This is a genomic window from Pseudothauera lacus (assembly GCF_003034845.1).
In the GTDB taxonomy this organism is placed as follows: Bacteria; Pseudomonadota; Gammaproteobacteria; order Burkholderiales; family Rhodocyclaceae; genus Pseudothauera; species Pseudothauera lacus.
The window spans coordinates 56,220-80,525 of sequence record NZ_PZKC01000010.1 but is presented as its reverse complement, the minus strand read 5'-3'; the positions used below and the strand labels follow the sequence as shown (position 1 = coordinate 80,525).

Here is a 24,306-nt window from a genome sequence, read left to right as displayed (position 1 = left end):
GCGGCCTTACTTGACCGCGCCGAAGATGCGCCGCGCCCAGGTGCCGGCGGCCTGCACCGGGTTGGCGCGGATGGCGCGTTCTTCCTCGGCGATCATCAGGTAGAGGCCGTCGAGCGCCTTGCGGGTGACGTAGCTCTCGATCTGGGCATCCTCGGCTTTCATCAGCCCGAAGCCGGAAGCCTGCCCGGCCAGGCGGTTGTACTGACCGGCCAGCGCGAGGCGCTCGGTGTGCTGGCGCACCACCGGCAGGAAACGCTGGGTGAGGCCGGCTTCGGTGTGCTGGCGGAAGTACTGGGTGACCGAATCGTCACCGCCGCCGAGGATCTTTTTGGCGTCTTCGACGGTCAGTTGTCTGACAGCGTCGGCAAGCAGGGCACGAGCCTCGGGCACGGCGGCCTCGGCGGCACGGTTCATGGTGGTGACGAGGGCGTCGAAATCCTTGCCGCGGCCGGTCATGCGCATCAGCGGTTCGGCCTTCTGCAGCACTTCCGGCAGGGGGATCCGGACTTTCGGGTTGCCCAGAAAGCCGTCCTGGGTGCCGAGCAGATCGACCGCCCGCCCGGCGCCCTGGGTGAGCGCTTCGCGCAGGCCGGTGGCGGTGTCGCGCTCGCTGAAGGCGGCAAGGCCGGAGAGATTGAGTTGCGCCCACGCCGGTGCGCAGATGACAAGCAACAGGAAAGCCCGCAGAATGGAACGCATCACACACCCCCTAGCATTGGTCGTCGCATGAAGGTCAAGATTATCGCCGCGATCGCGGTCGTCGTTCTCGGCGTTGCCGGATTTTTCGTTTTCACCCAGAAGCCGGCCGCCCCCGAAGTCGCCTTCACCACCCTGCAGGGCGAGACCTTCCGTACCGCCGATCTGCGTGGCCAGGTGGTGCTGGTCAATTTCTGGGCCACCAGCTGCGCCAGCTGCATCAAGGAGATGCCGATGCTGGCGCAGACCTACGAGAAGTTCGCCGCGCGCGGCTATCGCACCATCGCAGTGGCGATGGATTACGATCCGCCGGCGCAGGTGCAGGCCTACGTCGAACGCGCCGGCCTGCCCTTCACCGTCGCGCTCGACCGCAGCGGCGAGGTGGCACGCGCCTTCGACGGGGTCCGCCTGACGCCGACCACCTTCCTGATCGACAAGCGCGGTCAGATCGTCCATAAATACCTCGGCGAACCCGATTTCGCCCGCCTGCACGAACTGCTGGAGCGCCTGCTGGCCGAAAGCGTCTGAGCGCGGGCTCAACCCCCACGGAGGAAAGGCGATCATGATCACCGACTGGCGCCAGCATTTCATCCGTCAATGCGACTACCAGCTGTGGGCCAACCAGGTGCTGTTCGACAGCCTCGCGCGCCTGCACCCGGACACCCTCACACAGCCACAGGGGCTGCACTTCGGCACCATCCACCACACCATGGACCACCTGCTGGTGGTGCTGCGGCTGTGGGCGGCACGCCTGCGCGGCGAAGAGGGCAGTGCCGACTTCCAGCGCATTTCCGAGGCGGACTGGCAGACCCTCAAGCACACCCTGCAGCATGAGCTGCGCGCCTTCCGCCACTGGCTGGAGCTGCAGCCGGAGAGCAGCTTCTACCTGTCGGTGCGCTACACGCGCGCCGGCGGCGAGGTCCACCACGCCGCGATGAGCGACCTCCTCACCCACCTGATGACCCACTTCGCCCATCACCGCGGCCAGGTCTCCGCCGCCGCCACCCGCCTGGGGGCGCCGGCACCGGAGATGGATTTCATCTACTTCGTGCGCGACATGGAACGCGCCGCACGCGAGGCGCAGGCGCAACAGCAGCAGTAACGGTGCGGGGGCGGCAAGCCCCGGTCACACCACCCCGGCGCCGTGGGCCTGCTGGTCGGCCCAGTAGGACGAGCGCACCATCGGTCCGCAGGCGGCGTTCCTGAAGCCCATCTTCAGCGCTTCGGTCTCGAACATCTTGAAGGTGTCCGGATGCACGTAGCGCAGCACCGGCAGGTGGCCGCCGGAGGGTTGCAGGTACTGGCCGATGGTGAGCATGTCGACATCGTGGGCACGCAGGTCGCGCATCACTGCGAGGATCTCCTCGTCGGTCTCGCCGAGGCCGACCATCAGGCCGGACTTGGTCGGCACCTCGGGGTGGCGGGCCTTGAATTCCTTCAGCAGCTTCAGCGAGTAGGCGTAGTCGGCACCGGGACGGGCCTGCTTGTAGAGGCGCGGCACGGTTTCCATGTTGTGGTTCATGACGTCCGGCGGGGCCTGGTCGAAGATTTCCAGGGCGATCTCCATGCGTCCGCGGAAGTCCGGCACCAGCACCTCGATGGCGGTCCTGGGCGAAGCGGCGCGGGTCTCGCGGATGCAGTCGACGAAGTGCTGGGCACCGCCGTCGCGCAGGTCGTCGCGGTCCACCGAGGTGATCACCACGTAGTTCAGGCGCATCGCGGCAATGGTGCGGGCGAGGTCGGCGGGCTCGTCGGGGTTGAGGGCCTCGGGCCGGCCGTGGCCGACGTCGCAGAAGGGGCAGCGCCGGGTACAGATGTCGCCCATGATCATGAAGGTGGCCGTGCCCTTGCCGAAGCATTCATGGATGTTGGGGCAGGAGGCTTCCTCGCACACGGTGTGCAGCTTGTGGTCGCGCAGGGTGGCCTTGATCTCGTTGAAGCGTTCGGCTTCCTGGCCGGCGCCGAGCTTGATGCGGATCCACTCGGGCTTCTTGAGGCGTTCGGCGGGGACGATCTTGATCGGGATGCGGGCGGTCTTGTCGGCGCCGCGCTGCTTGCGCACGGGGGTTTCCATGTCGGCTTCTCTGTGGTTCTGCGGGGGTGTTGCGTATTGTGCCCTGTTATGCGGCGCCCTGGGCAGTGGGGCTGTCCGCAGGTGCGCGGGGCGGATCGAGCGCCGGCAGCAGGCGCTGCAGGTGGGCGAGCAGGCGTTCGCCCACGGTGGCGACGTCGTCGCTGACGCCGAAGTCCTTCATGCGCACGGTGGCGAGGCCTTCGTAACCGCAGGGATTGATCCAGCCGAAGGGGGCGAGGTCCACGTCGACGTTGAGCGCGAGGCCGTGGTAGCTGCAGCCGTTCTTCACGCGCAGGCCGAGGGCGGCGATCTTGGCGCCGGCGATGTACACCCCGGGCGCTCCGGCCTTGCGCTCGGCAGTGAGGCCGTAGTCGGCGAGGCAGTCGATCAGCGCCTGCTCCATCAGATGGACCAGTTCGCGCACCTTGAGGCGGCGGCGCGGCAGGTCGATGAGCAGGTAGGCAACGAGTTGGCCGGGGCCGTGGTAGGTGATCTGCCCGCCGCGGTCGATCTTCACCAGCGGGATGGCGGAGTCGCGCCCGGCGGGCAGCAGGTGCTCGGGCTTGCCGGCCTGCCCAAGGGTGTACACCGGCGGGTGTTCGAGCAGCCAGATCTCGTCTTCGCTGTGCTCGCCGCGGGTGGCGGTGAAGTGCTGCATCGCTTCCCAGGCCGGGGCGTAATCGACCCGGCCGAGGCGTTTCACGATCACAGCACCACCTTGACCATGGGGTGGGCGGTGAGGGCGCGGTAGAGGGCGTCGACCTGGGCCTGCGAGACGGCACGGAAGGTGCAGGTGAGGGCGAGGTAGTTGCCCTTCGCGGACAGGCGCATCTCGACACTGGCGGCGTCGAAGCCGGGGGCGTGCTCCTGGACCACGCCCACCACCGCCTGGGCAAAGCCGTCCACGCGCGCACCCATGACCTTGATGGGAAAGTCGCAGGGGTATTCGATGAGGGTTTCGCGGCCCTGCTGCGGGGCGGGGGTCTGTTCAGCCACTGCGCATCACCGTGTTCTTGAAGTCCTGATACCAGGCATGCATCTGCCGGCCCACGGGGCCGGGCCGACCGCTGCCGACCGGGCGACCGTCGAGCGTGGTGATTGCCAGCACCTCCTTGGTGGAGGAGGTCATCCAGATCTCGTCGGCACTGCGTACCTCGTCTTCGAGGATCTCGCGCACCTCGTGGGGCAGGCCATGGCGGGCGGCCAGTTCGAGCACCACGTCGTAGGTGATGCCGGGGAGCATGAGGTGGCTCTTGGGCGGGGTGAGCATGACGCCGTCGCGGACGATGAAGATGTTGGAGGCCGCGCCTTCGGTGAGGAAGCCGTCGCGGAAGAGGATGCTCTCCGCGCAGCCCTGCTCGACCGCGTGCTGGCGCAGCAGGCAGTTGGCCAGCAGGGCGACGGTCTTGAGGTCGCAACGCAGCCAGCGGAAGTCCGCCGCGCTGACCGCGGCCACCCCGCTGTCGAGCTGGGCGGCCGGCGGCGTGAGCAGCGCATCGCTCATCATGAACACGGTGGGGCGGATCACCGCCGGGAAGGCGTGGTTGCGCTTGTCGTCGGCGCCGCGGCTGACCTGCAGATAGACCGACTGGTCTTCCCAGGCGTTGCGCGCCACCACCTCGCGCACCATGTCGGCCCATTGCACGGCGCTGTGCGGGTCGGGCAGGCGCAGCGCGGCGAGGGTGTTGCCGAGGCGGGCGATGTGCTCTTCGAGGCGGAAGGGGCGCCGCGAATACACCGGAATGACTTCGTAGGCGCCGTCGCCAAACAGGAAACTGCGGTCGAGCGGCGACACGCGGGCTTCGGCAAGGGGCAGATACTGCCCGTCGAGATAGCAGATGCTCATGGGGCTCTCCGCGGGTTGTCGGGTACGGGTCGGCCAGGGGCGCCGCGCCCCGGCCTGCTTCGGCAAGCCGCGCTCAGAGCTTGCGGAACCACATCACCAGGGCGTCCCACAGGCGGCCGAAGAAGCCGGCGACGGGTACGTCCTGCAGGGCCAGCACAGGATATTCTCCCAGCGTGCGGCCGTCGAGGGCCAGCGTCATGCTGCCGACCTGCTGGCCACGCTGTACCGGGGCGATGAGCGGCTGCTGGCTGGTCAGGGTGGCGGTGACCTTGTCCTTCTGGTCCTTCGGCAGCGACATCACGAAGTCCGCGGTGAAGCCGACCGGAATCTCCTTCGCCTTGCCCTTCCAGACGCGGAACTGGCTCACCGCCTGCCCGGCGCTGTAGAGCTGCACGGTATCGAAGAACTGGAAGCCGTAGTTGAGCAGCTTGAGCGATTCCTGCGCGCGGATGGTGTCCGAATCGGTCCCCACCACCACCGAGATCAGCCGGCGCGGGCCGCGCTGCGCGGAGGCCACCAGGCAGTAGCCGGCACTGCTGGTATGGCCGGTCTTCATGCCGTCGACGGTGCCGTCGAGCCACAGCAGGCGGTTGCGGTTGGGCTGGCGGATGTCGTTGTAGGTGTATTCCTTCTCCGAGTACAGGGCGTAGAACTCGGGGAAGTCGCGCACGATGGCGGAGGCGAGCACGCCAAGGTCGGCAACGGTGGTGTACAGCTGCTCGTCGGGCAGGCCGGTGGAATTGGTGAAGTTGCTGTTATGCATGCCCAGACGCTGCGCTTCGCGGTTCATCAGCTGGGCAAAGGCTTCCTCGCTGCCGGCGACCAGTTCGGCGAGCGCGACGCAGGCGTCGTTGCCGGACTGCACGATCATGCCGCGGATGAGCTCCTCCACGGTCACCGGCTTGCGCGGCTCGATGAACATGCGCGAGCCGACCTGCCGCCATGCCGCCTCCGACACCGGTACCTGCTGGTCGAGGGCGATGGTGCCGGCCTTGAGCGCGGAGAAGGTCACATAGGCGGTCATCAGCTTGGTCAGCGAGGCCGGCTCGATGCGGGTATCGGGCTCATTGGCGACCAGCACCTGCCCGGTGGACTGGTCGAGCAGCAGCCAGGCGCGCGCGGCCAGCGTCGGGCCGCCGAGGGGCTGTGCGGAAGCGGTGAAGGCGAACAGGGAGAACAGCAGGGGCAGAATGAAACGCATGGGGCAAAAGGACCTGGTCAATGACAAAGATTATTAACCCGGCAATCAAATACCGTTCGGGCTGAGCCTGTCGAAGCCCAGTCGGCACGAACACCCTTCGACAAGGCTCTCCTGAGCGTAGCCGAAGGGCTCAGGGCGAACGGAATAGCGTATTTCGTTGCCGGGTTAATAGGCAAGACGCGCATGATGCGGCGCAAAAAGGATACACGTCCCGAAGCAGACCGGTACACGGGCAGTTGGTTCAAGCTGTAAGAAGCGCGCGCAGGCCGCAGTGCTCAGCGCACGACGAGAAAGGGTTGCAGGCCAAGGGTACGGCCGATCTCGGCAGCCGCGCGGCGGGCGTCGTTCTCGTTGGGCCACGGCCCGAGCTGAAGACGGAAGCGCTCACCGTCGGCGAGCAGATGGACACGGTCGGCATAGGCTGCGAGCTCGCGATGGACGCGCCCGCGCAGGTCTTCGGCGTTGGCGCGGGTGGAGAACACCCCCAGTTGCAGGTAGGCCTGGCGGGCGCCGCCAGCCGCCGCCGGCTGCACCGGGGTGACCGCGGGCGCGGTGCTGGCAACCACCGCGGACGACGGCAGGATGGTTTCGACCTCGACCGTGGCGCTGCCGGCGTTGATGTAGCCGAGCCGGTGCGCGGCGGCGTAGGAGAGATCGATGATGCGCCCGCGCAGGAAGGGGCCGCGGTCGTTGATGCGCACCACCACCGAGCGCCCGTTGGTGACGTTGGTCACGCGCGCATAGCTGGGTATCGGCAGCGTGGGGTGGGCGGCGGTCATCGCATACATGTCGTAGGGTTCGCCGCTGGATGTGGGGTTGCCGTGGAAGCGCCGCCCGTACCAGCTCGCCACCCCGCGTTGGCGGTGCGGCTGCAGCGCGGTGGCGGGAACGTAGCGCTGACCGAAGACGGTGTAGGGACGGTTGGCGAAGCGGTGCAGGGGCTCGTCGCGCGGCACCGCATCGGGGATGCTGTCGAGGTTGGCGGGCGGATTGGCATCCGGACCGTCGTCCTTGTAATAGCCGCCACCCTGGGGCGCGGTAGGCGCGGGGCGACTGTCGCCGGCGGGCGGGGCAGACGGGGTGCTGCGCTTCGGCGTACCGCCGCAGGCGCTGAGCAGCAGCGCCAGCGCGACGGTGGTCAGCAGGGTGCAGGAAGAGGTGAAGCGGGACATGTCGGCTTCAGTCGTGGGCATTGCCGCGGTGACGGTGGATGCTCATCAGGATACCGACGCCCAGACACAGTGTCACCAGCGCGGTGCCGCCATAGCTGATGAAGGGCAAGGGCACCCCTACTACCGGCAGGATGCCGGAGACCATGCCCATGTTCACGAAGGCATAGGTGAAGAACACCATGGTGATGGCACCGGCAAGCAGGCGCGTGGCCAGCGTCGGCGCACGCAGGGCGATGACGAAGCCGCGCACCAGCAGCAGCACATACACGGCCAGCAGGGCGAGGGTGCCGACAAGGCCGAACTCTTCGGCAAGCACGGAAAAGATGAAGTCGGTGTGGCGTTCGGGGATGAAGGACAGGTGGGTCTGGGTGCCCTCCATCCAGCCCTTGCCCCACACTCCGCCGGAGCCGATGGCGATGGTGGACTGGATGATGTGGAAGCCCTTGCCGAGGGGGTCGCGGGTGGGGTCAAGGAGGGTGCACACGCGCTGCTTCTGGTACTCGCGCAGGGCGTACCACTCGGTATCCGGCTGGCACAGTTGGTCGCCGAAGACGACGATGGAGCCCAGCCCGACAACACCGAGGAGGGCCACGGGGATGATCAGCTTCCACGACAGCCCGGCGAAGAAGATCACATACATGCCGGCCGCAGCCACCAGCAGGCTGGTGCCAAGGTCGGGTTGGGTGACGATGAGCGCCACCGGCACGGCGAGCAGCGCCGCGGCGACGATGAAGGTGCGCAGATTGATGGCACCTTCGCGCTGCTGGAAGTACCACGCCAGCATCAGCGGCATGGCGATCTTCATCAGCTCGGAGGGCTGGATGCGGGTGACGCCGATGTCGAGCCAGCGCTTGGCGCCCTTGGAGGTCTCGCCAAAGGCGGCGACGCCGATCAGCAGCACCACGCCGAGCAGATAGAGCGGCACGGCGAGCGACATCAGGCGCTGCGGCGGCAGCCGCGCCGCCGCCCACATCGCGCACAGGGCGACGCCGGTATTGACCATCTGGTTGTGGGCACGCTCGGGCGAGGCCGACAGCATCAGCAGATAGCCCGCAGAGAGCAGCACCGCGAGAATGGCAAGCAGGACCGGATCGACAGGGCGGACGAAGCCACGCAGCAGGTTCACCGGATGAAAGCGCTGATCGGTCATTCTTCGCCCTCTTCGTCCTGCGGCGCGGGCTGGTTGGGGCGCGTGCCGAGGAGATGGAAATCGAGCACCTGGCGGGCGATGGGGGCAGCGGCCTGAGAGCCGAAACCGCCGTTTTCGACCAGCACGGCCATGGCGATGGTGGGCGCCTCGGCGGGGGCGAAGGCAACGAACACCGAGTGGTCGCGCAGACGTTCGGCGACCTTGCCTTCTTCGTAACGCTGGCCGCGCAGGGAAAAGACCTGTGCGGTACCGGTCTTGCCCGCCACTCCATACGCAGCGCCGGCGAAAGCCCGCGCGCCAGTACCGGACTTGTTCACCTCCACCATGGCGCGGCGCACCGCGGCGATGTTCTCTGCCCGCATGGGAATCTGCCGCACCGGCTCGGCGGCCACCGGAATGCGCTCGTCGGTCTGGGCATTGACCAGGTGACCGACCAGATGCGGACGGAAGAGCACGCCGCCATTGGCCAGCGCTGCGGTGGCATTGGCCAGTTGCAACAGGGTATAGGCGTTGTAGCCCTGGCCAATGCCCACCGAGATGGTCTCGCCGCCGTACCAGCGCTGCTGCTCGGGCTGACGGAAGCGCGTGCGTTTCCACTCCGGCGAGGGCAGGACGCCCTCGGCCTCGCCGGGCAGATCGATGCCGGTGCGCGTACCGAGGCCGAACTGACGCATGAAGCCGGCAATGCCGTCGATGCCGAGATCGTTGGCAAGCTGGTAGTAGTAGGTGTTGCTCGACACCACGATGGACTCGTGCATGTCCACCGTCCCACGCGCACGGTGATCCATGAAGCGGTGGCCGCCAAACATGAAGAAGCCGGGATCGGGCATGCGCTGGTTGATCTGGCGCTTGCCGGCCTCCAGGCCGGCAAGCGCCATGAAGGGCTTGAAGGTCGAGCCCGGCGGGTAGGTGCTGTAGATGGCGCGGTTGAGCATCGGGTGATCGGGCGAATCGTTGAGCGCCTGCCAGTCCTGGGTGGAGATGCCGTCGACGAACAGGTTGGGGTCGTAGCCCGGCATCGACACCAGCGCCAGCACGCCGCCGGTGTTGGGGTCGATGGCGACGAGGGCGCCGCGACGGGTGCCAAAGGCTGCTTCGGCAACCTTCTGCAGTTCGATGTCGAGGGTCAGCTGGAGGTCGTTGCCCGGCGTCGACGGCTGGCGCGCAAGCAGGCGCACCGCGCGTCCGCCGGCGTTGACCTCAACCTGCTCGAAGCCGGTGGTGCCATGCAGCGCGTCTTCGTAGGTCAGTTCCAGGCCGGCCTTGCCGATGTAGTCGGAGCCACGGTAGTTGGCTGTCTGGCCGCGCTCCTCGATGCGCTGCAGGTCGCGCTCGTTGATGCGGCCGATGTAGCCGATGAGGTGGGCGCCGACTTCGCCAAGCGGGTAGTCGCGGAACAGCCGCGCCTGCACCTCGACGCCGGGGAAGCGGTAGCGCTGGCCAACGAAGCGCGCCACCTCCTCATCGGTGAGACGGGTGCGGATCGGCACGCTGTCGAAATTGCGGCTCTCTTCGAGGATCTTGCGGAAGCGGCGACGGTCGCGCGGCTGGATGTCGATGATCTCGCTCAGCGCATCGATGGTCTCGTCGACCCGCCGCACCCGCGACGGATTGATCTCCAGGGTATACGCGGCGTAGTTGCGCGCCAGCGGCACGCCGTTGCGATCGACGATCTGGCCGCGGTTGGGCACCACCGGCAGCAGCGCGATACGGTTGTCCTCGGCGCGGGTGTGAAGGTACTCGTGGCGCTCGACCTGGAGGTAGTAGAAACGCCCGCCAAGCACCGCAAAGCACGCCAGGATGAACAGCAGGGCCACCAGCACGCGGGCGCGAAAGCCCTCGATTTCCTCGTCCGGGGAGCGGAACTCGGTCATCGCCGGGCGTCCTCAGATGGGCCGGTTGTCATCGCGGTCCACCGGCTGGTACTGCGGCAGCAGCAGCAGGAAGGTCAGCGGCACCCACAGCAGCACCGAGGTGAAGCTGGAGAGGAAGTACCACCAGCCGGGAAACTCGGCGCCGGCAATGAGCCGCAACGCGACCATCAGGCCCTGCGCCAGCAGCAGGATGGGCAGCACGTGCAGGGCCTGCTGCAGCGGCCCGAACCACAGCACGCGGCGCGATACGGTGGTGGCCAGATAGGCGAGGACGACATAGGCCAGGGCGTGCTGGCCCATCGCCGCACCATGACCGATATCCACCAGCAGGCCGAACACGAAGGCGGTGCCCATGCCGACCTTGAGCGGTTCGCGGATGCACCAGAAGGCCAGTACCAGCGCCACCCAGTCAGGCACTCCGGCGAGGCGGCCGGTGGGAATGTAGCTCAGCCCCAGTGCGGCGATCAGGCTGAAGAGCACGAACCAGTATCTGGCGGGCAGCAGGATGCGGCTGGAACGGTTGGTCGGCTGCATGCTCAGCGCCCTCCAGGCGGAGTCTCGGCCGCCTGCGGCGGCGGAGGCGGCAGGGCAGCGCGGCCGATGACCAGCACCTGGGTACTGCCTTCAACGGCTGCGGCCGGCTCGCATTCGATGCTGGCAAAGGCGTCCTTGGGCTCGCGCGCGACGCTGCTCACGGTGGCCACCGGCAGGCCGGGGAGGAAGATGCCGTCGAGCCCCGAGGTGACCAGTTCGTCACCTTCGACGATGTCGGCCCCGGCGAGCACGAAACGCATCTCCAGGCGCCCCTGGCCGGTGCCGAAAAGCACGCCGCGCAGGCCGTTGCGCACCACCTGCACGGGAATGGCCTGGTTCTTGTCGGTGAGCAGGGTGACTTCGGCCTGCGCGGGATAGACGCGGGTGATCTGGCCGATCACGCCGCTCGCATCGACCACCGCCAGTCCGGTCTCGATGCCGTGCTGGGTGCCGCGGTCGAGAATGACCTTGCGGGCAAAGGGGTCCGGAGCGTCGTAGAGCACGTCGGCGCCGATACTGCGCACCTGCACGCGCTGGGCCATCTCCAGCAGGCCGCGCAACTGCACGTTCTCCTGCTTGAGCTGTTCGAAGCGCAGCAACTGCTGCGCTGCGCCGAGCTGGGTGCGGCGCAGCTCGGCATTCTCGAGCTGCACCTCGATGAGGGTGGCGAAATACAGGGTGGCGTTGCGCACCACGTCGGCGGGCGCCGCAGCGGCCATCTGCAGCGGATAGGTGACCACCGAGAGGCCCTGGCGCAGCACTTCGAGATAGCGGAACTTGATGTCGGCCACCAGCATCGCCAGGCAAATCGAGACGAGCACGATCAGGCGGACCAGCGGGGCGGGTCCGCGCCTGAAGATCGGGGGCGGTTGGTGACCGACCAGGGACATGCGCAGCTAGTTCAGGGTGCCGGCGTCGGAGGGAAACCGGCGCACGGGCATCTTACTCGGAGGTGAAGATGGAGCCGAGCTTGTCCATCTTCTCCAGCGCCAGGCCGCAGCCGCGGGCGACGCAGGTCAGCGGCTCGTCGGCAACGATCACCGGCAGGCCGGTCTCTTCCATCAGCAGGCGGTCGAGGTCGCGCAGCAGCGCGCCGCCGCCGGTCAGCACCATGCCGCGGTCGGCGATGTCGGCGCCGAGTTCGGGCGGGGTCTGCTCAAGGGCGATCTTGACCGCGGAGACGATCTGGTTGAGCGGCTCGTTGAGCGCTTCGAGGATCTCGTTGGAGGAGATGGTGAAGGAGCGCGGAATGCCCTCGGCGAGGTTGCGGCCCTTGACCTCCATCTCGCGCACTTCCGAACCCGGGAAGGCCGAACCGATTTCCTTCTTGATGTTCTCGGCGGTGGTGTCGCCGATCAGCATGCCGTAGTTGCGGCGGATGTAGTTGACGATGGCGTCGTCGAACTTGTCGCCGCCGACCCGCACGGAACCCGCGTACACCATGCCGCCGAGCGAGATCACGCCCACTTCGGTGGTGCCGCCGCCGATGTCGACGACCATCGAACCGGTGGCATCGGAGACCGGCAGGCCGGCGCCGATGGCCGCGGCCATCGGCTCCTCGATCAGGTATACCTGGCTGGCACCGGCCGCCAGGGCGGCGTCGCGGATGGCGCGGCGTTCGACCTGGGTGGAGCCGCAGGGCACGCAGACGATGATGCGCGGCGACGGGGAGAACAGCCGCGAGTCGTGCACCTTCTTGATGAACTGCTTGATCATCTGCTCGGTGACGACGAAGTCGGCGATCACACCGTCCTTCATCGGGCGGATCGCGGTGATGTTGCCGGGGGTCTTGCCAAGCATCTGCTTGGCGGCACGGCCGACGGCCTGGATGGTGCGCTTGGCGTTGGGGCCGCCTTCGGTGCGGATCGCCACCACCGAAGGTTCGTCGAGGACGATGCCCTTGCTGCGCGCATAGATCAACGTGTTGGCAGTACCGAGGTCAATCGCGAGATCGTTGGAAAAATAGGAACGCAGAGAGCCGAACATGAAGGAATCCGAAACCGGTGGTATGGCCAGCGAAATTGAACGGGTACAGAGCCGCGGCAGGCGGGCACGCGGCGGCTCGCACAGCAAGCAGGGCGGGGCGTGCCCAAAAGCGTTTATGATAACCTACAAACCTTTGTGGCTTAAGCAGGTTTTGTTTCCTTATGTCGCTCTCTCTCGAACAGGTCCGGCGCGTTGCCCAGCTCGCCCGCATTGAACTCACCGACGCCGACGCCGCGGCCACCCAGGCCAAGCTGAACGGCATCTTCGACCTCATCGAGCAGATGCAGGCGGTGGACACCACCGGCATCGAACCGATGAGCCATCCGCAGGATCTCGCCACCCGCCTGCGCACCGACGCGGTGAGCGAAGCCGACCGTCGCGACGCCTTCCAGCGCATCGCCCCGCAAACCGAGAACGGCCTCTATCTCGTGCCCAAGGTCATCGAGTAAGCCGCCTTCGCGCCCCCGTCCGTTCCGCACCCGCCAAGATGATCAACGCCCCGCTTTCCGAACTGCGCCGAGCGCTCGACGCCCGCGAGATTTCCGCCGTCGAACTGGCCACCCTCTTCCTCGACCGCATTGACGCCGCCAACCCCGCGCTCAACGCCTTCATCACCGTTGACCGCGACGGTGCCCTGGCTGCCGCGCGCGAGGCCGACGCGCGCATCGCCGCCGGCAACGCCGGCCCGCTCACCGGCATCCCGCTGGCCCACAAGGACGTGTTCTGCACCGCAGGCGTGCTGACCTCCTGCGGCTCGAAGATGCTGGCCAACTTCGTCAGCCCCTACGACGCCCACGTGGTCGCCCTGCTGAAGAACGCCGGCACGGTGATGCTGGGCAAGACCAACATGGACGAGTTCGCCATGGGCTCGTCCAACGAGAACTCGCACTACGGCCCGGCGAAGAACCCCTGGGACAGCACGCGCATCCCCGGCGGCTCCTCCGGCGGCTCGGCGGTGGCGGTGGCCGCGCGCCTGGCGCCGATCGCCACCGGCACCGACACCGGCGGCTCGGTACGCCAACCGGCCGCACTCACCGGCGTCACCGGCATCAAGCCGACCTACGGCGTGTGCTCGCGCTACGGCATGGTGGCCTATGCCTCCTCGCTCGATCAGGCCGGCGCCTTTGGCGCCTCGGCGGCCGATTGCGCGGCGCTGCTCAGCGCCATGGCGGGCTTCGACGAACGCGACTCCACCAGCCTGGAGCGCCCCGCCGAAGACTACAGCCGCGATCTCGACAAGCCTCTGGCGGGCCTGCGCATCGGCCTGCCGCGGGAGTTCTTCGGCCCCGGCATGGCCGACGACGTGCGCGCCGCGGTGGACGCCGCGCTGGCCGAGTACCGCAAGCTCGGCGCCACCACGGTGGACGTCAGCCTGCCCAACGCCCAGCTGGCGATTCCGGCCTATTACGTGATCGCCCCGGCGGAAGCCTCCAGCAACCTCAGCCGCTTCGACGGCGTGCGCTACGGCCACCGCGCGGCCGAATACGGCGACCTCGCCGACATGTACGAGAAGAGCCGCGCGCAGGGCTTCGGCGCCGAGGTCAAGCGCCGCATCCTGGTCGGCACCTACGTGCTGTCGCACGGCTACTACGACGCCTACTACCTGAAGGCGCAGAAGCTGCGCCGCCTGATCGCCGAGGACTTCCGCGCCGCCTTCACCCAGTGCGACGTGATCGCCGGCCCCACCAGCCCGACCACGGCCTGGGCGATCGGCGAGAAGAGCGACGACCCGGTGCAGATGTACCTGTCTGACATCTACACCATCGCGGTGAACCTCGCCGGCCTGCCCGGCCTCTCGCACCCGGCCGGCTTCGGCGCCGGCGGCCTGCCGGTGGGCCTGCAGCTGATCGGCGACTACTTCGCCGAAGGCCGCCTGCTCAATGCCGCGCACCGCTTCCAGCAGGCCACCGACTGGCACACCCGCCGCCCGGCGGCCTTTGCCTGAACACCATGCACCCGGCACGCCCTGCCATCGCGTACCGCCGACTGCTCGCAGCAGGGGTGGCGGCCGTGCTGCTGGGCGCCTGTGCGACACCGCAGGTCACCCCGCCACCTGCTGAGCCGGTGCCCGACCTGGCCACCCAGCCGCCGGCGTCACGCGAGCGCCTGAAGCCGATGCCGCTGCGTCCGCTCAACCTGCGCACGGACTGCCAGTTCAGCGACGACGCCGGTTACAGCGCCAGTGCCCAGCTCGACATCGAGCAGTCCGACGTGCGCGCCTTCTTCGCCACGGTGAGCGTGCCGCGGCGCGGCGCCTGCCGCTTCGAACTGGCCGATTTCCGCCAGGTGCGCAAGCAGCCGCACGTCGAGCTGCGCGCCGCCGACGGCTGCTCGATCCACGTCTGGGAGCAGGGTGAACAGATCACCGTCGCCTTCGCCGGCTGTGCCAGCCGCTGCGACCGCGGCACTTTCGACTATGTATGGCCGATCCTGGTGGACCGGCCCAGCGGTCGCTGCCACTGACCGCACGCAACAACGGATACGAACATGAGCAGATCGGATTGGGAAGTCGTCATCGGGCTGGAGATTCACGCCCAGCTCAACACCGCCAGCAAGATTTTCTCCGGCGCCAGCACCGCCTTCGGCGCCGAGCCCAACCGCCAGGCCAGCGCGGTGGACATCGCCCTGCCCGGCGTGCTGCCGGTGTTGAACCGCGGCGCAGTGGAACGCGCCATCCGCTTCGGCCTGGCAATCGGCGCCACGGTGGCGCCGAAGAGCGTGTTCGCGCGCAAGAACTACTTCTACCCGGATCTGCCCAAGGGCTACCAGATCAGTCAGTTCGAGCTGCCGGTGGTGCAGGGCGGGGCGATCACCATCCGCGTCGGCGAGGGTGAGAAAGCCTACGAGAAGACCGTCAACCTCACCCGCGCCCACCTCGAGGAGGACGCCGGCAAAAGCCTCCACGAGGACTTCCACGGCATGAGCGGCATCGACCTCAACCGTGCCGGCACGCCGCTGCTGGAGATCGTCTCCGAACCCGACATGCGCTCTTCGGCGGAGGCCGTGGCCTATGCGCGCGCGCTGCACGCGCTGGTGCGCTGGATCGACATCTGCGACGGCAACATGCAGGAAGGGTCCTTCCGCTGCGACGCCAACGTCTCGGTGCGCCGCCCCGGCGGCCCGCTCGGCACCCGGCGCGAGATCAAGAACCTGAACTCCTTCCGCTTCCTGCAGCAGGCCATCGATTACGAAGTGCAGTGGCAGATCGACACCCTCGAAGACGGCGGCAGGATCCAGCAGGCCACCGTGCTGTTCGACCCGGACAGCGGCGAGACCCGCATGATGCGCAGCAAGGAAGACGCGCACGACTACCGCTACTTCCCCGACCCCGACCTGCTGCCGTTGGTCATCTCGCCCGAGTGGATCGCCCGCGTGCAGGGCGAACTGCCCGAACTGCCGGGCGCGATGAAGGCGCGCTTTGTCGATGAACTGGGTCTCTCCGCCTACGACGCCACCACGCTGACCGCCAGCAAGGAGATGGCCGGCTACTTCCAGGCCACGGTCGACGCCGCCGGCGCGGCACTTGCCAAGCCCTGCGCCAACTGGGTGATGGGCGACCTCGCCGGCCGCCTCAACAAGGCCGAGCTGGAGATCGCCGACTCGCCGGTCACCCCCGCGCAACTGGCCGGCCTGGTGCGCCGCATCGCCGACAACACCATCTCCAACAACATCGCCAGGAAGGTGTTCGAAGCGCTGTGGAACGGTGAAGGCGGTGCCGGGGCTGATGCCGCCGACCGCATCATCGACGCCCAGGGCCTCAAGCAAGTCACCGACAGCGGCGCCATCGAGGCCATCGTGGACGAGGTGCTGGCGGCCAACCCGAAATCGGTGGAGGAATTCCGCGCCGGCAAGGAGAAGGCCTTCAACGCCCTCGTCGGCCAGGTCATGAAGGCCAGCCGCGGCAAGGCCAACCCGGCGCAGGTCAACGACATCCTGCGCCACAAGCTCGGCAGCTGAGGCAGGCGGCAGCTGGCCGCGCGGGGTCGCAGCAACGCTGCATCGATACACCGCACACAAGCACCAAGCATTCTTATATTCTTGAATGCTGATCCTGTCCGCAGGTACGGACAGGCTGGTGCGGGAGACGGATGCGGTGGACCCTATCGAACTCATCGAGGCGCTCGGCGAAGACCGCGTCCTTGCCCTTGGCGGACTCGCCATCGGCGCGCTGTTCGGCTTTCTCGCCCAGCGCTCGCGCTTCTGCCTGCGTGCAGCGGTGGTCGAAGTCGCGCGCGGCAGCTTCGGCGCCAAACTGGCAGTGTGGCTGTTCGCCTTTTCCGCCGCACTCATCACCACCCAGTTGCTGGTGCTCGAAGGCGCCTTCTCCACCGTCGCGGTGCGCCAGCTTGCCAGCCAGGGCAGCCTCTCGGGCGCGCTGATCGGCGGCCTGCTGTTCGGCTGCGGCATGGTGCTGGCGCGCGGCTGTTCCAGCCGCCTGCTGGTGCTGGCGGCCAACGGCAACCTGCGCGCCCTGCTCTCCGGACTGGTCTTCGCGGTCACCGCGCAGGCTTCCCTGCACGGCGCGCTGTCGCCGCTGCGCGAGTGGCTGGCGGCGCTGTGGACCATCCCCGGCGGCAGTAGCCGCGACCTGCTCGCCCTCGGTACCTTCGGCAACAGCGGCGGGGTACTCTTCGGCCTGCTGTGGTTCGGTGCCGGCGCCTGGTTTGCCGCACGCCACCGCGTCGGCCCCTGGGGCTGGGCCGGCGGCATCGGTTGCGGCGTCATGGTGGCGCTGGCGTGGTGGTTCACCGGCCGCATGGCGGCGCTCACCTTCGAACCCACCGCAGTACAGAGCCTGTCCTTCACCGGCCCTTCGGCCGACATGCTGATGCGCGTGCTGTCGCCCCCCGGGCAGGCGCTGAACTTCGACCTTGGCATGGTGCCGGGGGTCTTCCTCGGCTCCTTTCTCGCCGCCCTGCTGTTCCGCGAACTGAAGCTGGAAGGTTTCCAGGGCGGGCCAGCGATGCGCCGTTACATCGCCGGGGCCGTGCTGATGGGTTTCGGCGGCATGCTCGCCGGCGGCTGTGCGGTGGGCGCCGGGGTATCCGGCGCGGCGGTGTTCGCGCTCACCGCCTGGCTGACCCTGTGCAGCATGTGGGCGGGCGCCGCGCTCACCGACCGGCTGGTCGACCGCAGCAGCCAGGCGGCCGCGGGCAGCGCCCCCTGAGGGCTATACTTGGCACTTTCCCCCACCTGCGAAGACCGCCATGTGCCAGCTTCTGGGCATGAACTGCAATGTGCCGACCGACATCTGCTTTTCGTTCACCGGCTTCCAGGCCCGCGGCGGACTCACCGATCACCACCGTGACGGCTGGGGGATCGGCTTTTTCGAAGGGCGGGGGGTACGCGTCTTCCTCGATCCGCGCGCCAGCATCGATTCGCCGGTGGCCGAACTGGTGCGCCAGTACCCGATCCGTTCGCTGAACGCCATCGCCCACATCCGCAAGGCCACCCAGGGCGAGGTCGCGCTGGAGAACACCCATCCGTTTCAGCGCGAGCTGTGGGGCCAGCAGTGGCTCTTTGCCCACAACGGCAACCTCGCCGGCTTCGCACCGCAGCTGTCGGGACGCTTCCGGCCGGTGGGCAGCACCGACTCCGAGCTGGCCTTCTGCCATCTCCTCGACGCCCTCGCCAGCCGGCACCCCGAAGCGCCGCCGTGCGCAGCGCAGATGTTCGAGGAACTGCGCACCCTCAGCGCAGAGATTGGCGCGCATGGCGAGTTCAACTTCCTGCTCAGCAATGGCGAACGTCTGTTCGCCCATTGCGCCACCCGCCTCGCCTTCATCATCCGCCAGGCGCCTTTTGCCGCCGCGCACCTGGCCGACCAGGATGTCACCGTGGATTTCCGCGAACTGACCGGTGCCGAGGATCGCGTGGCGGTGATCGCCACCGTGCCGCTGACCGACAACGAGGTCTGGCAGTGCCTGCCACCCGGCACCCTGATGAGCTTTCACCACGGCGCGGTGGAGCGCAGCGCGGCGACCCTGGCGGCGGCAAGCGCGAAATAATTCACGCCCGCGCGGCCAAGCCTCTTCATTTGCATACGGCATCGGGCTAAAGTTGTCGATCGGGCCGCTAGCCCGCATTTCTCACACCCTCACGTCGCGAGGGAGTACGGCGTGCCACGGCGAGTGCCATCGGCACCCGCAGCAGGGATGGTGTGAGAAATGCGGGCCAGGCACGCTGCGGGTGCATCGCCTGCCCGCCTGCTTCGCCGACGGCCATCCATCGCACTGCCATGAGCCGGAGCTCCGAGCATGACCTGTCCCTTGTGCAGCCGCAGCGGCGAAAACCTGCTCTGGGAGGATGCGCACTGCCGCGTGATCCGCGTCGATGACGCCGATCATCCGGGCTTCTGCCGGGTGATCTGGCATGCCCACGTCGCCGAGATGACCGATCTCACCGCGGCCCAGCGCGCCCATCTGCTGCAGGTGGTGTTCGCCACCGAGGCGGCGCTGCGCGCCCTGATGCAGCCGCTGAAGATCAATCTGGCCAGCTTCGGCAACATGGTGCCGCACCTGCACTGGCACGTCATTCCGCGCTTTGCCGACGACCGCCACTTTCCCCAGCCGGTGTGGGGCACGCCACAGCGCGACGGCAGGCGCCATGAGCCACCGGACGACGAGGTGCTCGCAGCACGCATTGCTGACATGATGATGGCTTAAGCTGCACAATCACCGGAACCCCGGGCGAACGCCCCAGCGGAGCACCCATGGACTACCACAACCCTGCCGAATGCCTGGCCCTGCTCAACAGACTGCACCCGGTCAATGTCGACGAGTGCCAAGGCGCCCTGAGCGCAATCGTCTGCGGGCTGCTGGAGGCCATGCCGCCGCCCAACCAGCACCTTGAGGTACTGGAGGCAGCGCGCGAACAGATTGCCTTCGTGCAGGACGAGTATGCCCGCCGCTATGCCGCCCACCCGTTGCCACCGGACAGCGAGGAGAACAAGACCCTGCTCACCGTGGTTGCGCTGTGGCAGGCGCTGGCACGCTCATACGCCCACATCGCGCGCCGCGACGCTGCCAGTGGCACGCTGGAGGAGCAGGGCCCGCTGCTGATGCAGCGGCGCATGCACTACACCGGCCTCGCCCTGCTCGAATACCTGCGCGCCCACCGCGCGGTGCCCGCGGGCATGTGGGCGGATCTGCACGAGTGCTTCGTGGTGGCCGAGCAGAGCGGGCGCATCCGCGTGCGCGTCAATGAGCCGCGCAACGAGGTGTGGAAGGCGCAGAGCGCGCTCGAGGCCTACATCGCCGTGCTGCTGATCGAGCTCGCCAACCCTTACGCGCGCAGCGAACGCGAACTGCAACTGGTCTGCGACTGGGCAACCCGCTTTGCGCCCTACTGCGACATCGGCCACGAGCTCGACCCGGCCCGGCCTACCGCCTACGGGCTGGATCTGGCGATGGACCATGCCCTGCGCCCGGTGGGCATGCTGAAGCGTGTCGACACCGTGCGCAGTTTTGACGGCACCCGCCTGGCGAGCCAGATCCAGGCCATGTTCGCCCACCTCAAGAGTGGCGCCACGCCGGCTTCGCTGGGCCTCGGCAGCGACTGCCCGATCGACCTCGCCCGCCGCCTGCTGGTCTCGCTCTACCGCCCCTGGGGCCTGGCGTCGGCCGGACGCCGGTTTCCGCGCCGTGGCGCGCGCGGCACCACCTCGCTGTGCGGTGACTGGCTGGCCATCGGCTATCACGTCGAAGGGCGCATCTTCGAACAGCCGCGCGCCTTCAGCGGCCCCAAGAGCCTGCGCAGCGACATCAGCCTGATGACCTTCGGCGAGCGTGCCGAAGAGGCGGCGCCGCCGGCGTCGCTGCAGGAGCGCGAGCAGGCCGCCGAGCGCCTGGGCTTTGCCGGCGTGCGCTGGCAGGTCGCCGACCAGTCGGTGAGCGGTTTCCGCCTGCGCCAGCTCAAGGAGCACGAGCGCCTCGAACACCATCAGCTGATCGGCATCTGCCCGCCCGACGGCGAGCACTATCTGCTCGGCCAGATCAGCTGGCTGATGTACCGCGCCGACGGCATCATGGAAGCCGGTGTGCAGATCCTCCCCGGCCTGCCCAAGGTTGTCGCCGCCCGCGTGGTGACCCTGATGGCGGGCAACCGCACGCCCTACAGCCAGGCCTTCGTGCTCCCCGAGGTGAGCGCGCTGAAGAGCCCCCCCTCGCTGGTACTGCCGCACGGCTGGTATCAGGCCAACCGCGTACTGGAACTGGTCATCGACCAGCAGTTGCGCCAGGTGCGCCTGCTGAAGTCGCTGTCGCACGGACCGAACTTCGATCAGGTCAGCTACGAGGACGTCGCGCCGGTACGCTGACGGAATGCCGCAAGGCGTTTACGGCTTGTCGGACGAAGCCAGGCGGGTGGGCGGGAAACGCACGGAGAAACGGCTGCCCACCCCCGGCGTACTGTCCACATGCAGTTCGCCCTGGTGGCGGCCAAGGATGTGCTTGACGATGGCCAGGCCGAGGCCGGTACCACCGGTCTCGCGCGAGCGCCCGCGATCGACGCGGTAGAAGCGCTCGGTGAGCCGCGGAATGTGCTCCGCGGCGATGCCGATACCGGTGTCCTCGACACTGAATTCCCCCCCATTGGCGTCGCAGCGCCAGCACAGCCGCACCTTGCCGCCCGCCGGGGTATAACGCACGGCATTGCTGCCGAGGTTGGCAAAGGCACTGTGCAGCTCCTTGCGGCTGCCCAGCAGCACGCCGTCGCCATCGAGGTGCAGGGTGACCTCGTGGCGCCCGCCGGAGAGCAGATCGACCTGCTGGTGCACCTCGCGCAGCAAGCCGGCGACCTCGACGCGCTCCTCGGCCGGCGCCGGCGCGCCGGTCTCCAGCGCCGAGAGGGTGAGCAGGTCTTCGATGAGGCGCTGCATGCGGGTGGACTGGTCGTGGGCAAGCTTGAGGAAATGGGCGATGTCCTCGCGGCTGAAGTCGTCCCAGCCGTCCATCAGCGTTTCGAGGAAGCCGCTGACCACGGTCAGCGGCGTGCGCAGCTCATGCGAGACGTTGGCAACGAAGTCGCGGCGCATGGTCTCGAGCTTTTCGAGCTGGGAGATGTCGCGCGAAATGACCAGCTTCTGGTCGTCACCGTAGGGAATCACCTGCACCAGCAGGGTCAGGCCACGCCGCCGCGCTGAGGCCATCACCAGCGCTTCTTCGTGGTCGCTGCCCTGGAGATAGCGGGCAAACTCGGGCTGGCGCACCAGATTGACCACCGGCACGCCGAGGTCGCGGCGGTGGTCAAGGCCGAAGTGCTGCTCCGACTTGCGGTTGATCCACTCGATGCTGTCGTGCTCGGCAAGATACATGACGCCGTCGGGCATCGCCTGGCTGGCCGCGCGGAAGCGCTCGAGCGCCGTCGACAGGCGCTCGCGCATGCTGTAGGCAAGCCGCGAGCGCCGCGCCAGCTCGGCAAACAGGTGGCCCCACGGCCCCGGCGCACGCGGCAGCGGCGTGCCGATGGGCTCGCGCGTCCACAGCGCCAGCGCCTCCATCTGGCGCAGCTGATGCCAGCACAGCAGGAGCAGACCGGCGATGACGGACAGCAGGGCGGCAGTGAGGCCAAAGAGGACGCCGACCGTCAGGGCCAGCGCGCCCAGCACGGCAAAGGCGCCCAGTGCGCCTGTCCACAGATAACGGACCGAACGGATGGTCATGCTCCCGCGCAGGTTGCGGAGCATGGATTATCGCACGCTGCTGTCTACGTCCGCATGGACCGAGAAGCGGTAGCCGCTGCCGCGCACGGTCTGGATGTAACGATCGTGGCCGGCCGGCTCGAGGGCGCAGCGCAGGCGGCGGATATGAACATCGACGGTGCGCTCCTCGACGAAGACGTGGTCGCCCCAGACCTGGTCGAGCAGTTGCGCGCGCGAATGCACGCGTTCCGGATGGGTCATCAGGAAGTGCAGCAGGCGGAACTCGGTCGGCCCCAGGGCCAGGCCCTGCTCGCCCGCGCTGACGCGGTGGGTGACCGGATCCAGGCGCAGGCCGCCGAGCTCGACGGCATCTTCGGTGGCCTGCGGCGCCCGCCGGCGCAGCACCGCCTTGATGCGGGCAACCAGTTCGCGCGGGCTGAAGGGTTTGGTGATGTAGTCGTCGGCGCCGGTTTCGAGCCCGGCCACCTTGTCCTGTTCCTCGCCGCGGGCGGTCAGCATGATGATCGGGATGTCGCGGGTGCGTTCCTCGGCGCGCAGGCGGCGGGCGAACTCGACACCCGACATGCCGGGCAGCATCCAGTCCAGCAGCACCAGATCGGGCAGGGCGTCGCGCACGATGCGCTGCGCCGCTTCGGCATCCGCCGCACGGACCACGTGGTGGCCGGCACGGGCGAGATTGGCGGCAATCAGTTCCTGGATCGCCGGTTCGTCTTCCACGAGCAGAATGTTGGCTGGCATGGGGATCGCTCCGTTTAGTTGAGCGCAGTGTATTGCAGTCATTTGAACTTTTGATGACAAGACACCGCCCTGAAACATGCGCACGGAAATGACGCAGAGCGATTCAGGTATGATTGGGGCCCTCACCGCCACCCCCACCGACCATGGCCGGACTCGCCCCCGACACGCCCCTGCCTACCGCCATCACCCTGCACCGCAAGAGCCGGGTGCTGGAGATCGCCTTCGACGACGGGCGCAATTTCCGCCTGCCCTTCGAGTTCCTGCGCGTCTATTCGCCGTCCGCCGAGGTACGCGGCCACGGCCCCGGCCAGGAGGTGCTGCAGCAGGGCAAGCGCGAGGTCGACATCCTGGCCATCGAGGCCGTGGGCAATTACGCCATCAAGCCGCAGTTCTCCGATGGCCACGACAGCGGGCTGTATTCCTGGGACCTCCTCCACGACCTCGGCATGCGCCAGGATGCGCTCTGGCAGGCCTATCTCGACCGCCTGCAGCGTGAAGGCGGCACCCGCGATCCGGCGCAGCTGCCGCCTCCCGCCCCCAGCGCCGGCTGCGGCCGCCATCATTGACCCTTGCCGGCGCCCGACAGCCGCCGGCCCACTCCCCTGCGGGAGCAGACGATGAACGACAAGACCACCCATTTCGGATTCAAGACCGTCGCCGAGAGCGAGAAGCACCACAAGGTCGCGGAGGTGTTCTCCTCGGTTGCCGGCAAGTACGACATCATGAACGACCTGATGTCGTTCGGCCTGCACCGCCTGTGGAAACACTTCACCATCCAGCTCTCGGGGGTGCGCGAAGGCGACCGCGTGCTCGACGTTGCCGGGGGCACCGCCGACCTCTCGCTGGCCTTCGCACGCCGCGTCGGACGCAGCGGCGAAGTCTGGCTCACCGACATCAACCACGCCATGCTCTCGCGCGGGCGCGACCGCCTGGTGGACAAGGGCTTCACCATGCCGGTGGCGCAGTGCGACGCCGAGAAGCTGCCTTTCCCCGACGACTGGTTCGACTGCGTCACGGTGGCCTTCGGCCTGCGCAACATGACCCACAAGGATGCCGCGCTGGCCGAAATGCGCCGCGTCCTCAAGCCCGGCGGCCGTCTGCTGGTGCTGGAGTTCTCGCGCGTGTGGAAGCCGCTGGAGCCGGTCTATGACCTCTACTCCTTCCGCCTGCTGCCGTGGCTGGGGGAGAAGATCGCCAATGACGCGGAGAGCTACCGCTATCTGGCCGAATCGATCCGCATGCACCCCGGACAGGAAGATCTGAAGGCGATGATGGAACAAGTCGGCTTTTCGCGTGTCGATTACTTCAACCTCACTGCCGGGGTGGTGGCACTGCACCGCGGCTACAAGTTCTGAAACTGCTGGAGACTACGTA

26 protein-coding genes are annotated in these 24,306 nt (G+C 67.9%); 12 read left to right on the top strand and 14 right to left on the bottom strand.

Translation table 11 applies throughout. The features are described from left to right. Nucleotides 1–6: 6 nt before the first annotated feature. The gene (locus tag C8261_RS12540; protein ID WP_107494065.1) at nt 7–699 is read right to left on the bottom strand and encodes a DUF4197 domain-containing protein; all 693 of its coding nucleotides are present in this window, start codon (nt 697–699) and stop codon (nt 7–9) included. 27 nt (nt 700–726) lie between these two features. On the opposite strand from C8261_RS12540, the gene C8261_RS12535 reads away from it, so the two are divergent. Beyond that, a complete protein-coding gene (locus tag C8261_RS12535) occupies nt 727–1,224 on the top strand; it encodes a TlpA disulfide reductase family protein (protein WP_107494064.1) in 498 nt (165 codons plus the stop codon). A 34-nt stretch (nt 1,225–1,258) separates the two neighbouring features. Continuing rightward, complete coding sequence (locus C8261_RS12530) at nt 1,259–1,798, top strand: DinB family protein (RefSeq protein WP_107494063.1); 540 nt, start codon at nt 1,259–1,261, stop codon at nt 1,796–1,798. Nucleotides 1,799–1,822: 24 nt separating this feature from the next. Here C8261_RS12530 and lipA read toward each other — a convergent pair whose 3' ends face one another. The 11 genes from lipA to C8261_RS12475 form a co-directional block, all read right to left on the bottom strand. Then, nucleotides 1,823–2,770 (bottom strand): lipoyl synthase, encoded by a 948-nt coding sequence (gene lipA, locus C8261_RS12525; protein ID WP_107494062.1) that lies wholly within the window; start codon nt 2,768–2,770, stop codon nt 1,823–1,825. A 46-nt stretch (nt 2,771–2,816) separates the two neighbouring features. Beyond that, the gene (lipB, locus tag C8261_RS12520; protein WP_107494061.1) at nt 2,817–3,479 is read right to left on the bottom strand and encodes a lipoyl(octanoyl) transferase LipB; all 663 of its coding nucleotides are present in this window, start codon (nt 3,477–3,479) and stop codon (nt 2,817–2,819) included. Next, a complete protein-coding gene (locus C8261_RS12515; RefSeq protein WP_408003219.1) occupies nt 3,476–3,688 on the bottom strand; it encodes a YbeD family protein in 213 nt (70 codons plus the stop codon). The genes lipB and C8261_RS12515 overlap by 4 nt, the downstream gene beginning before the upstream one ends. Nucleotides 3,689–3,758: 70 nt before the next feature. Further along, entirely contained in the window at nt 3,759–4,616 is an 858-nt protein-coding gene (locus C8261_RS12510) for a D-amino acid aminotransferase (RefSeq protein ID WP_107494059.1), read from the bottom strand. A 73-nt stretch (nt 4,617–4,689) separates the two neighbouring features. Next, a complete protein-coding gene (locus C8261_RS12505; RefSeq protein ID WP_107494058.1) occupies nt 4,690–5,817 on the bottom strand; it encodes a D-alanyl-D-alanine carboxypeptidase family protein in 1,128 nt (375 codons plus the stop codon). A gap of 275 nt (nt 5,818–6,092) precedes the next feature. Next, nucleotides 6,093–6,989 carry a septal ring lytic transglycosylase RlpA family protein gene (locus tag C8261_RS12500; RefSeq protein ID WP_219905201.1) on the bottom strand — a complete coding sequence of 299 codons (897 nt, stop codon included), beginning with the start codon at nt 6,987–6,989 and terminating at the stop codon, nt 6,093–6,095. A 7-nt stretch (nt 6,990–6,996) separates the two neighbouring features. After that, a complete protein-coding gene (gene rodA, locus C8261_RS12495) occupies nt 6,997–8,139 on the bottom strand; it encodes a rod shape-determining protein RodA (RefSeq protein ID WP_107494056.1) in 1,143 nt (380 codons plus the stop codon). Continuing rightward, complete coding sequence (mrdA, locus tag C8261_RS12490) at nt 8,136–10,013, bottom strand: penicillin-binding protein 2 (RefSeq protein ID WP_107494055.1); 1,878 nt, start codon at nt 10,011–10,013, stop codon at nt 8,136–8,138. Before mrdA ends, rodA begins: the two co-directional genes overlap by 4 nt. Nucleotides 10,014–10,025: 12 nt before the next feature. After that, entirely contained in the window at nt 10,026–10,547 is a 522-nt protein-coding gene (mreD, locus tag C8261_RS12485) for a rod shape-determining protein MreD (protein WP_107494054.1), read from the bottom strand. A 2-nt stretch (nt 10,548–10,549) separates the two neighbouring features. Continuing rightward, complete coding sequence (gene mreC, locus C8261_RS12480) at nt 10,550–11,437, bottom strand: rod shape-determining protein MreC (protein ID WP_107494053.1); 888 nt, start codon at nt 11,435–11,437, stop codon at nt 10,550–10,552. A gap of 52 nt (nt 11,438–11,489) precedes the next feature. Further along, complete coding sequence (locus C8261_RS12475; protein WP_107494052.1) at nt 11,490–12,533, bottom strand: rod shape-determining protein; 1,044 nt, start codon at nt 12,531–12,533, stop codon at nt 11,490–11,492. Nucleotides 12,534–12,694: 161 nt separating this feature from the next. On the opposite strand from C8261_RS12475, the gene gatC reads away from it, so the two are divergent. From gatC to C8261_RS12435, 8 genes are all read left to right on the top strand, one after another. Further along, complete coding sequence (gene gatC / locus C8261_RS12470; protein WP_107494051.1) at nt 12,695–12,982, top strand: Asp-tRNA(Asn)/Glu-tRNA(Gln) amidotransferase subunit GatC; 288 nt, start codon at nt 12,695–12,697, stop codon at nt 12,980–12,982. Between the two features lie 38 nt (nt 12,983–13,020). Next, a complete protein-coding gene (gene gatA, locus C8261_RS12465; RefSeq protein WP_107494050.1) occupies nt 13,021–14,478 on the top strand; it encodes an Asp-tRNA(Asn)/Glu-tRNA(Gln) amidotransferase subunit GatA in 1,458 nt (485 codons plus the stop codon). Nucleotides 14,479–14,483: 5 nt separating this feature from the next. After that, nucleotides 14,484–14,996 (top strand): hypothetical protein, encoded by a 513-nt coding sequence (locus C8261_RS12460; protein ID WP_107494049.1) that lies wholly within the window; start codon nt 14,484–14,486, stop codon nt 14,994–14,996. Nucleotides 14,997–15,020: 24 nt separating this feature from the next. Then, a complete protein-coding gene (gene gatB / locus C8261_RS12455; RefSeq protein WP_107494048.1) occupies nt 15,021–16,490 on the top strand; it encodes an Asp-tRNA(Asn)/Glu-tRNA(Gln) amidotransferase subunit GatB in 1,470 nt (489 codons plus the stop codon). Between the two features lie 136 nt (nt 16,491–16,626). Continuing rightward, on the top strand, nt 16,627–17,700 hold the full coding sequence (locus C8261_RS12450) for a YeeE/YedE family protein (protein ID WP_235864915.1): 1,074 nt from the start codon (nt 16,627–16,629) through the stop codon (nt 17,698–17,700). 40 nt (nt 17,701–17,740) lie between these two features. Next, entirely contained in the window at nt 17,741–18,541 is an 801-nt protein-coding gene (locus C8261_RS12445) for a class II glutamine amidotransferase (RefSeq protein ID WP_107494046.1), read from the top strand. Nucleotides 18,542–18,790: 249 nt separating this feature from the next. Continuing rightward, nucleotides 18,791–19,198, top strand: a complete 408-nt coding sequence (locus C8261_RS12440) for an HIT family protein (protein ID WP_107494045.1) — start codon at nt 18,791–18,793, stop codon at nt 19,196–19,198. Nucleotides 19,199–19,245: 47 nt separating this feature from the next. Further along, nucleotides 19,246–20,850, top strand: coding sequence for a hypothetical protein (locus C8261_RS12435; RefSeq protein ID WP_107494044.1), 1,605 nt, complete (start codon nt 19,246–19,248; stop codon nt 20,848–20,850). 18 nt (nt 20,851–20,868) lie between these two features. On the opposite strand, the gene phoR is transcribed toward C8261_RS12435, so the two are convergent. Next, nucleotides 20,869–22,194 (bottom strand): phosphate regulon sensor histidine kinase PhoR, encoded by a 1,326-nt coding sequence (gene phoR, locus C8261_RS12430; protein ID WP_107494124.1) that lies wholly within the window; start codon nt 22,192–22,194, stop codon nt 20,869–20,871. A gap of 27 nt (nt 22,195–22,221) precedes the next feature. Beyond that, nucleotides 22,222–22,932: a phosphate regulon transcriptional regulator PhoB gene (gene phoB, locus C8261_RS12425; protein ID WP_107494043.1), complete on the bottom strand. Its 711-nt coding sequence runs from the start codon at nt 22,930–22,932 to the stop codon at nt 22,222–22,224. Nucleotides 22,933–23,075: 143 nt separating this feature from the next. Here phoB and C8261_RS12420 point away from each other — a divergent pair, with 143 nt between their 5' ends. Together C8261_RS12420 and ubiE are read left to right on the top strand one after the other, a co-directional pair. Beyond that, nucleotides 23,076–23,498: a gamma-butyrobetaine hydroxylase-like domain-containing protein gene (locus C8261_RS12420; RefSeq protein WP_107494042.1), complete on the top strand. Its 423-nt coding sequence runs from the start codon at nt 23,076–23,078 to the stop codon at nt 23,496–23,498. 51 nt (nt 23,499–23,549) lie between these two features. Next, nucleotides 23,550–24,287 (top strand): bifunctional demethylmenaquinone methyltransferase/2-methoxy-6-polyprenyl-1,4-benzoquinol methylase UbiE, encoded by a 738-nt coding sequence (gene ubiE / locus C8261_RS12415; RefSeq protein ID WP_107494041.1) that lies wholly within the window; start codon nt 23,550–23,552, stop codon nt 24,285–24,287. The last annotated feature ends 19 nt before the right edge of the window (nt 24,288–24,306 follow it).

What these genes read in the sequence shown, in the direction of transcription:
- C8261_RS12540 (WP_107494065.1), bottom strand. Translation starts at nt 699, where the DNA reads ATGCGTTCCATTCTGCGGGCTTTCCTGTTGCTTGTCATCTGCGCACCG.
- C8261_RS12535 (WP_107494064.1), top strand. Translation starts at nt 727, where the DNA reads ATGAAGGTCAAGATTATCGCCGCGATCGCGGTCGTCGTTCTCGGCGTT.
- C8261_RS12530 (WP_107494063.1), top strand. Translation starts at nt 1,259, where the DNA reads ATGATCACCGACTGGCGCCAGCATTTCATCCGTCAATGCGACTACCAG.
- lipA (WP_107494062.1), bottom strand. Translation starts at nt 2,770, where the DNA reads ATGGAAACCCCCGTGCGCAAGCAGCGCGGCGCCGACAAGACCGCCCGC.
- C8261_RS12515 (WP_408003219.1), bottom strand. Translation starts at nt 3,688, where the DNA reads ATGGGTGCGCGCGTGGACGGCTTTGCCCAGGCGGTGGTGGGCGTGGTC.
- C8261_RS12510 (WP_107494059.1), bottom strand. Translation starts at nt 4,616, where the DNA reads ATGAGCATCTGCTATCTCGACGGGCAGTATCTGCCCCTTGCCGAAGCC.
- C8261_RS12505 (WP_107494058.1), bottom strand. Translation starts at nt 5,817, where the DNA reads ATGCGTTTCATTCTGCCCCTGCTGTTCTCCCTGTTCGCCTTCACCGCT.
- C8261_RS12500 (WP_219905201.1), bottom strand. Translation starts at nt 6,989, where the DNA reads ATGTCCCGCTTCACCTCTTCCTGCACCCTGCTGACCACCGTCGCGCTG.
- rodA (WP_107494056.1), bottom strand. Translation starts at nt 8,139, where the DNA reads ATGACCGATCAGCGCTTTCATCCGGTGAACCTGCTGCGTGGCTTCGTC.
- mrdA (WP_107494055.1), bottom strand. Translation starts at nt 10,013, where the DNA reads ATGACCGAGTTCCGCTCCCCGGACGAGGAAATCGAGGGCTTTCGCGCC.
- mreD (WP_107494054.1), bottom strand. Translation starts at nt 10,547, where the DNA reads ATGCAGCCGACCAACCGTTCCAGCCGCATCCTGCTGCCCGCCAGATAC.
- mreC (WP_107494053.1), bottom strand. Translation starts at nt 11,437, where the DNA reads ATGTCCCTGGTCGGTCACCAACCGCCCCCGATCTTCAGGCGCGGACCC.
- C8261_RS12475 (WP_107494052.1), bottom strand. Translation starts at nt 12,533, where the DNA reads ATGTTCGGCTCTCTGCGTTCCTATTTTTCCAACGATCTCGCGATTGAC.
- gatC (WP_107494051.1), top strand. Translation starts at nt 12,695, where the DNA reads ATGTCGCTCTCTCTCGAACAGGTCCGGCGCGTTGCCCAGCTCGCCCGC.
- gatA (WP_107494050.1), top strand. Translation starts at nt 13,021, where the DNA reads ATGATCAACGCCCCGCTTTCCGAACTGCGCCGAGCGCTCGACGCCCGC.
- C8261_RS12460 (WP_107494049.1), top strand. Translation starts at nt 14,484, where the DNA reads ATGCACCCGGCACGCCCTGCCATCGCGTACCGCCGACTGCTCGCAGCA.
- gatB (WP_107494048.1), top strand. Translation starts at nt 15,021, where the DNA reads ATGAGCAGATCGGATTGGGAAGTCGTCATCGGGCTGGAGATTCACGCC.
- C8261_RS12445 (WP_107494046.1), top strand. Translation starts at nt 17,741, where the DNA reads ATGTGCCAGCTTCTGGGCATGAACTGCAATGTGCCGACCGACATCTGC.
- C8261_RS12440 (WP_107494045.1), top strand. Translation starts at nt 18,791, where the DNA reads ATGACCTGTCCCTTGTGCAGCCGCAGCGGCGAAAACCTGCTCTGGGAG.
- C8261_RS12435 (WP_107494044.1), top strand. Translation starts at nt 19,246, where the DNA reads ATGGACTACCACAACCCTGCCGAATGCCTGGCCCTGCTCAACAGACTG.
- phoR (WP_107494124.1), bottom strand. Translation starts at nt 22,194, where the DNA reads ATGACCATCCGTTCGGTCCGTTATCTGTGGACAGGCGCACTGGGCGCC.
- phoB (WP_107494043.1), bottom strand. Translation starts at nt 22,932, where the DNA reads ATGCCAGCCAACATTCTGCTCGTGGAAGACGAACCGGCGATCCAGGAA.
- C8261_RS12420 (WP_107494042.1), top strand. Translation starts at nt 23,076, where the DNA reads ATGGCCGGACTCGCCCCCGACACGCCCCTGCCTACCGCCATCACCCTG.
- ubiE (WP_107494041.1), top strand. Translation starts at nt 23,550, where the DNA reads ATGAACGACAAGACCACCCATTTCGGATTCAAGACCGTCGCCGAGAGC.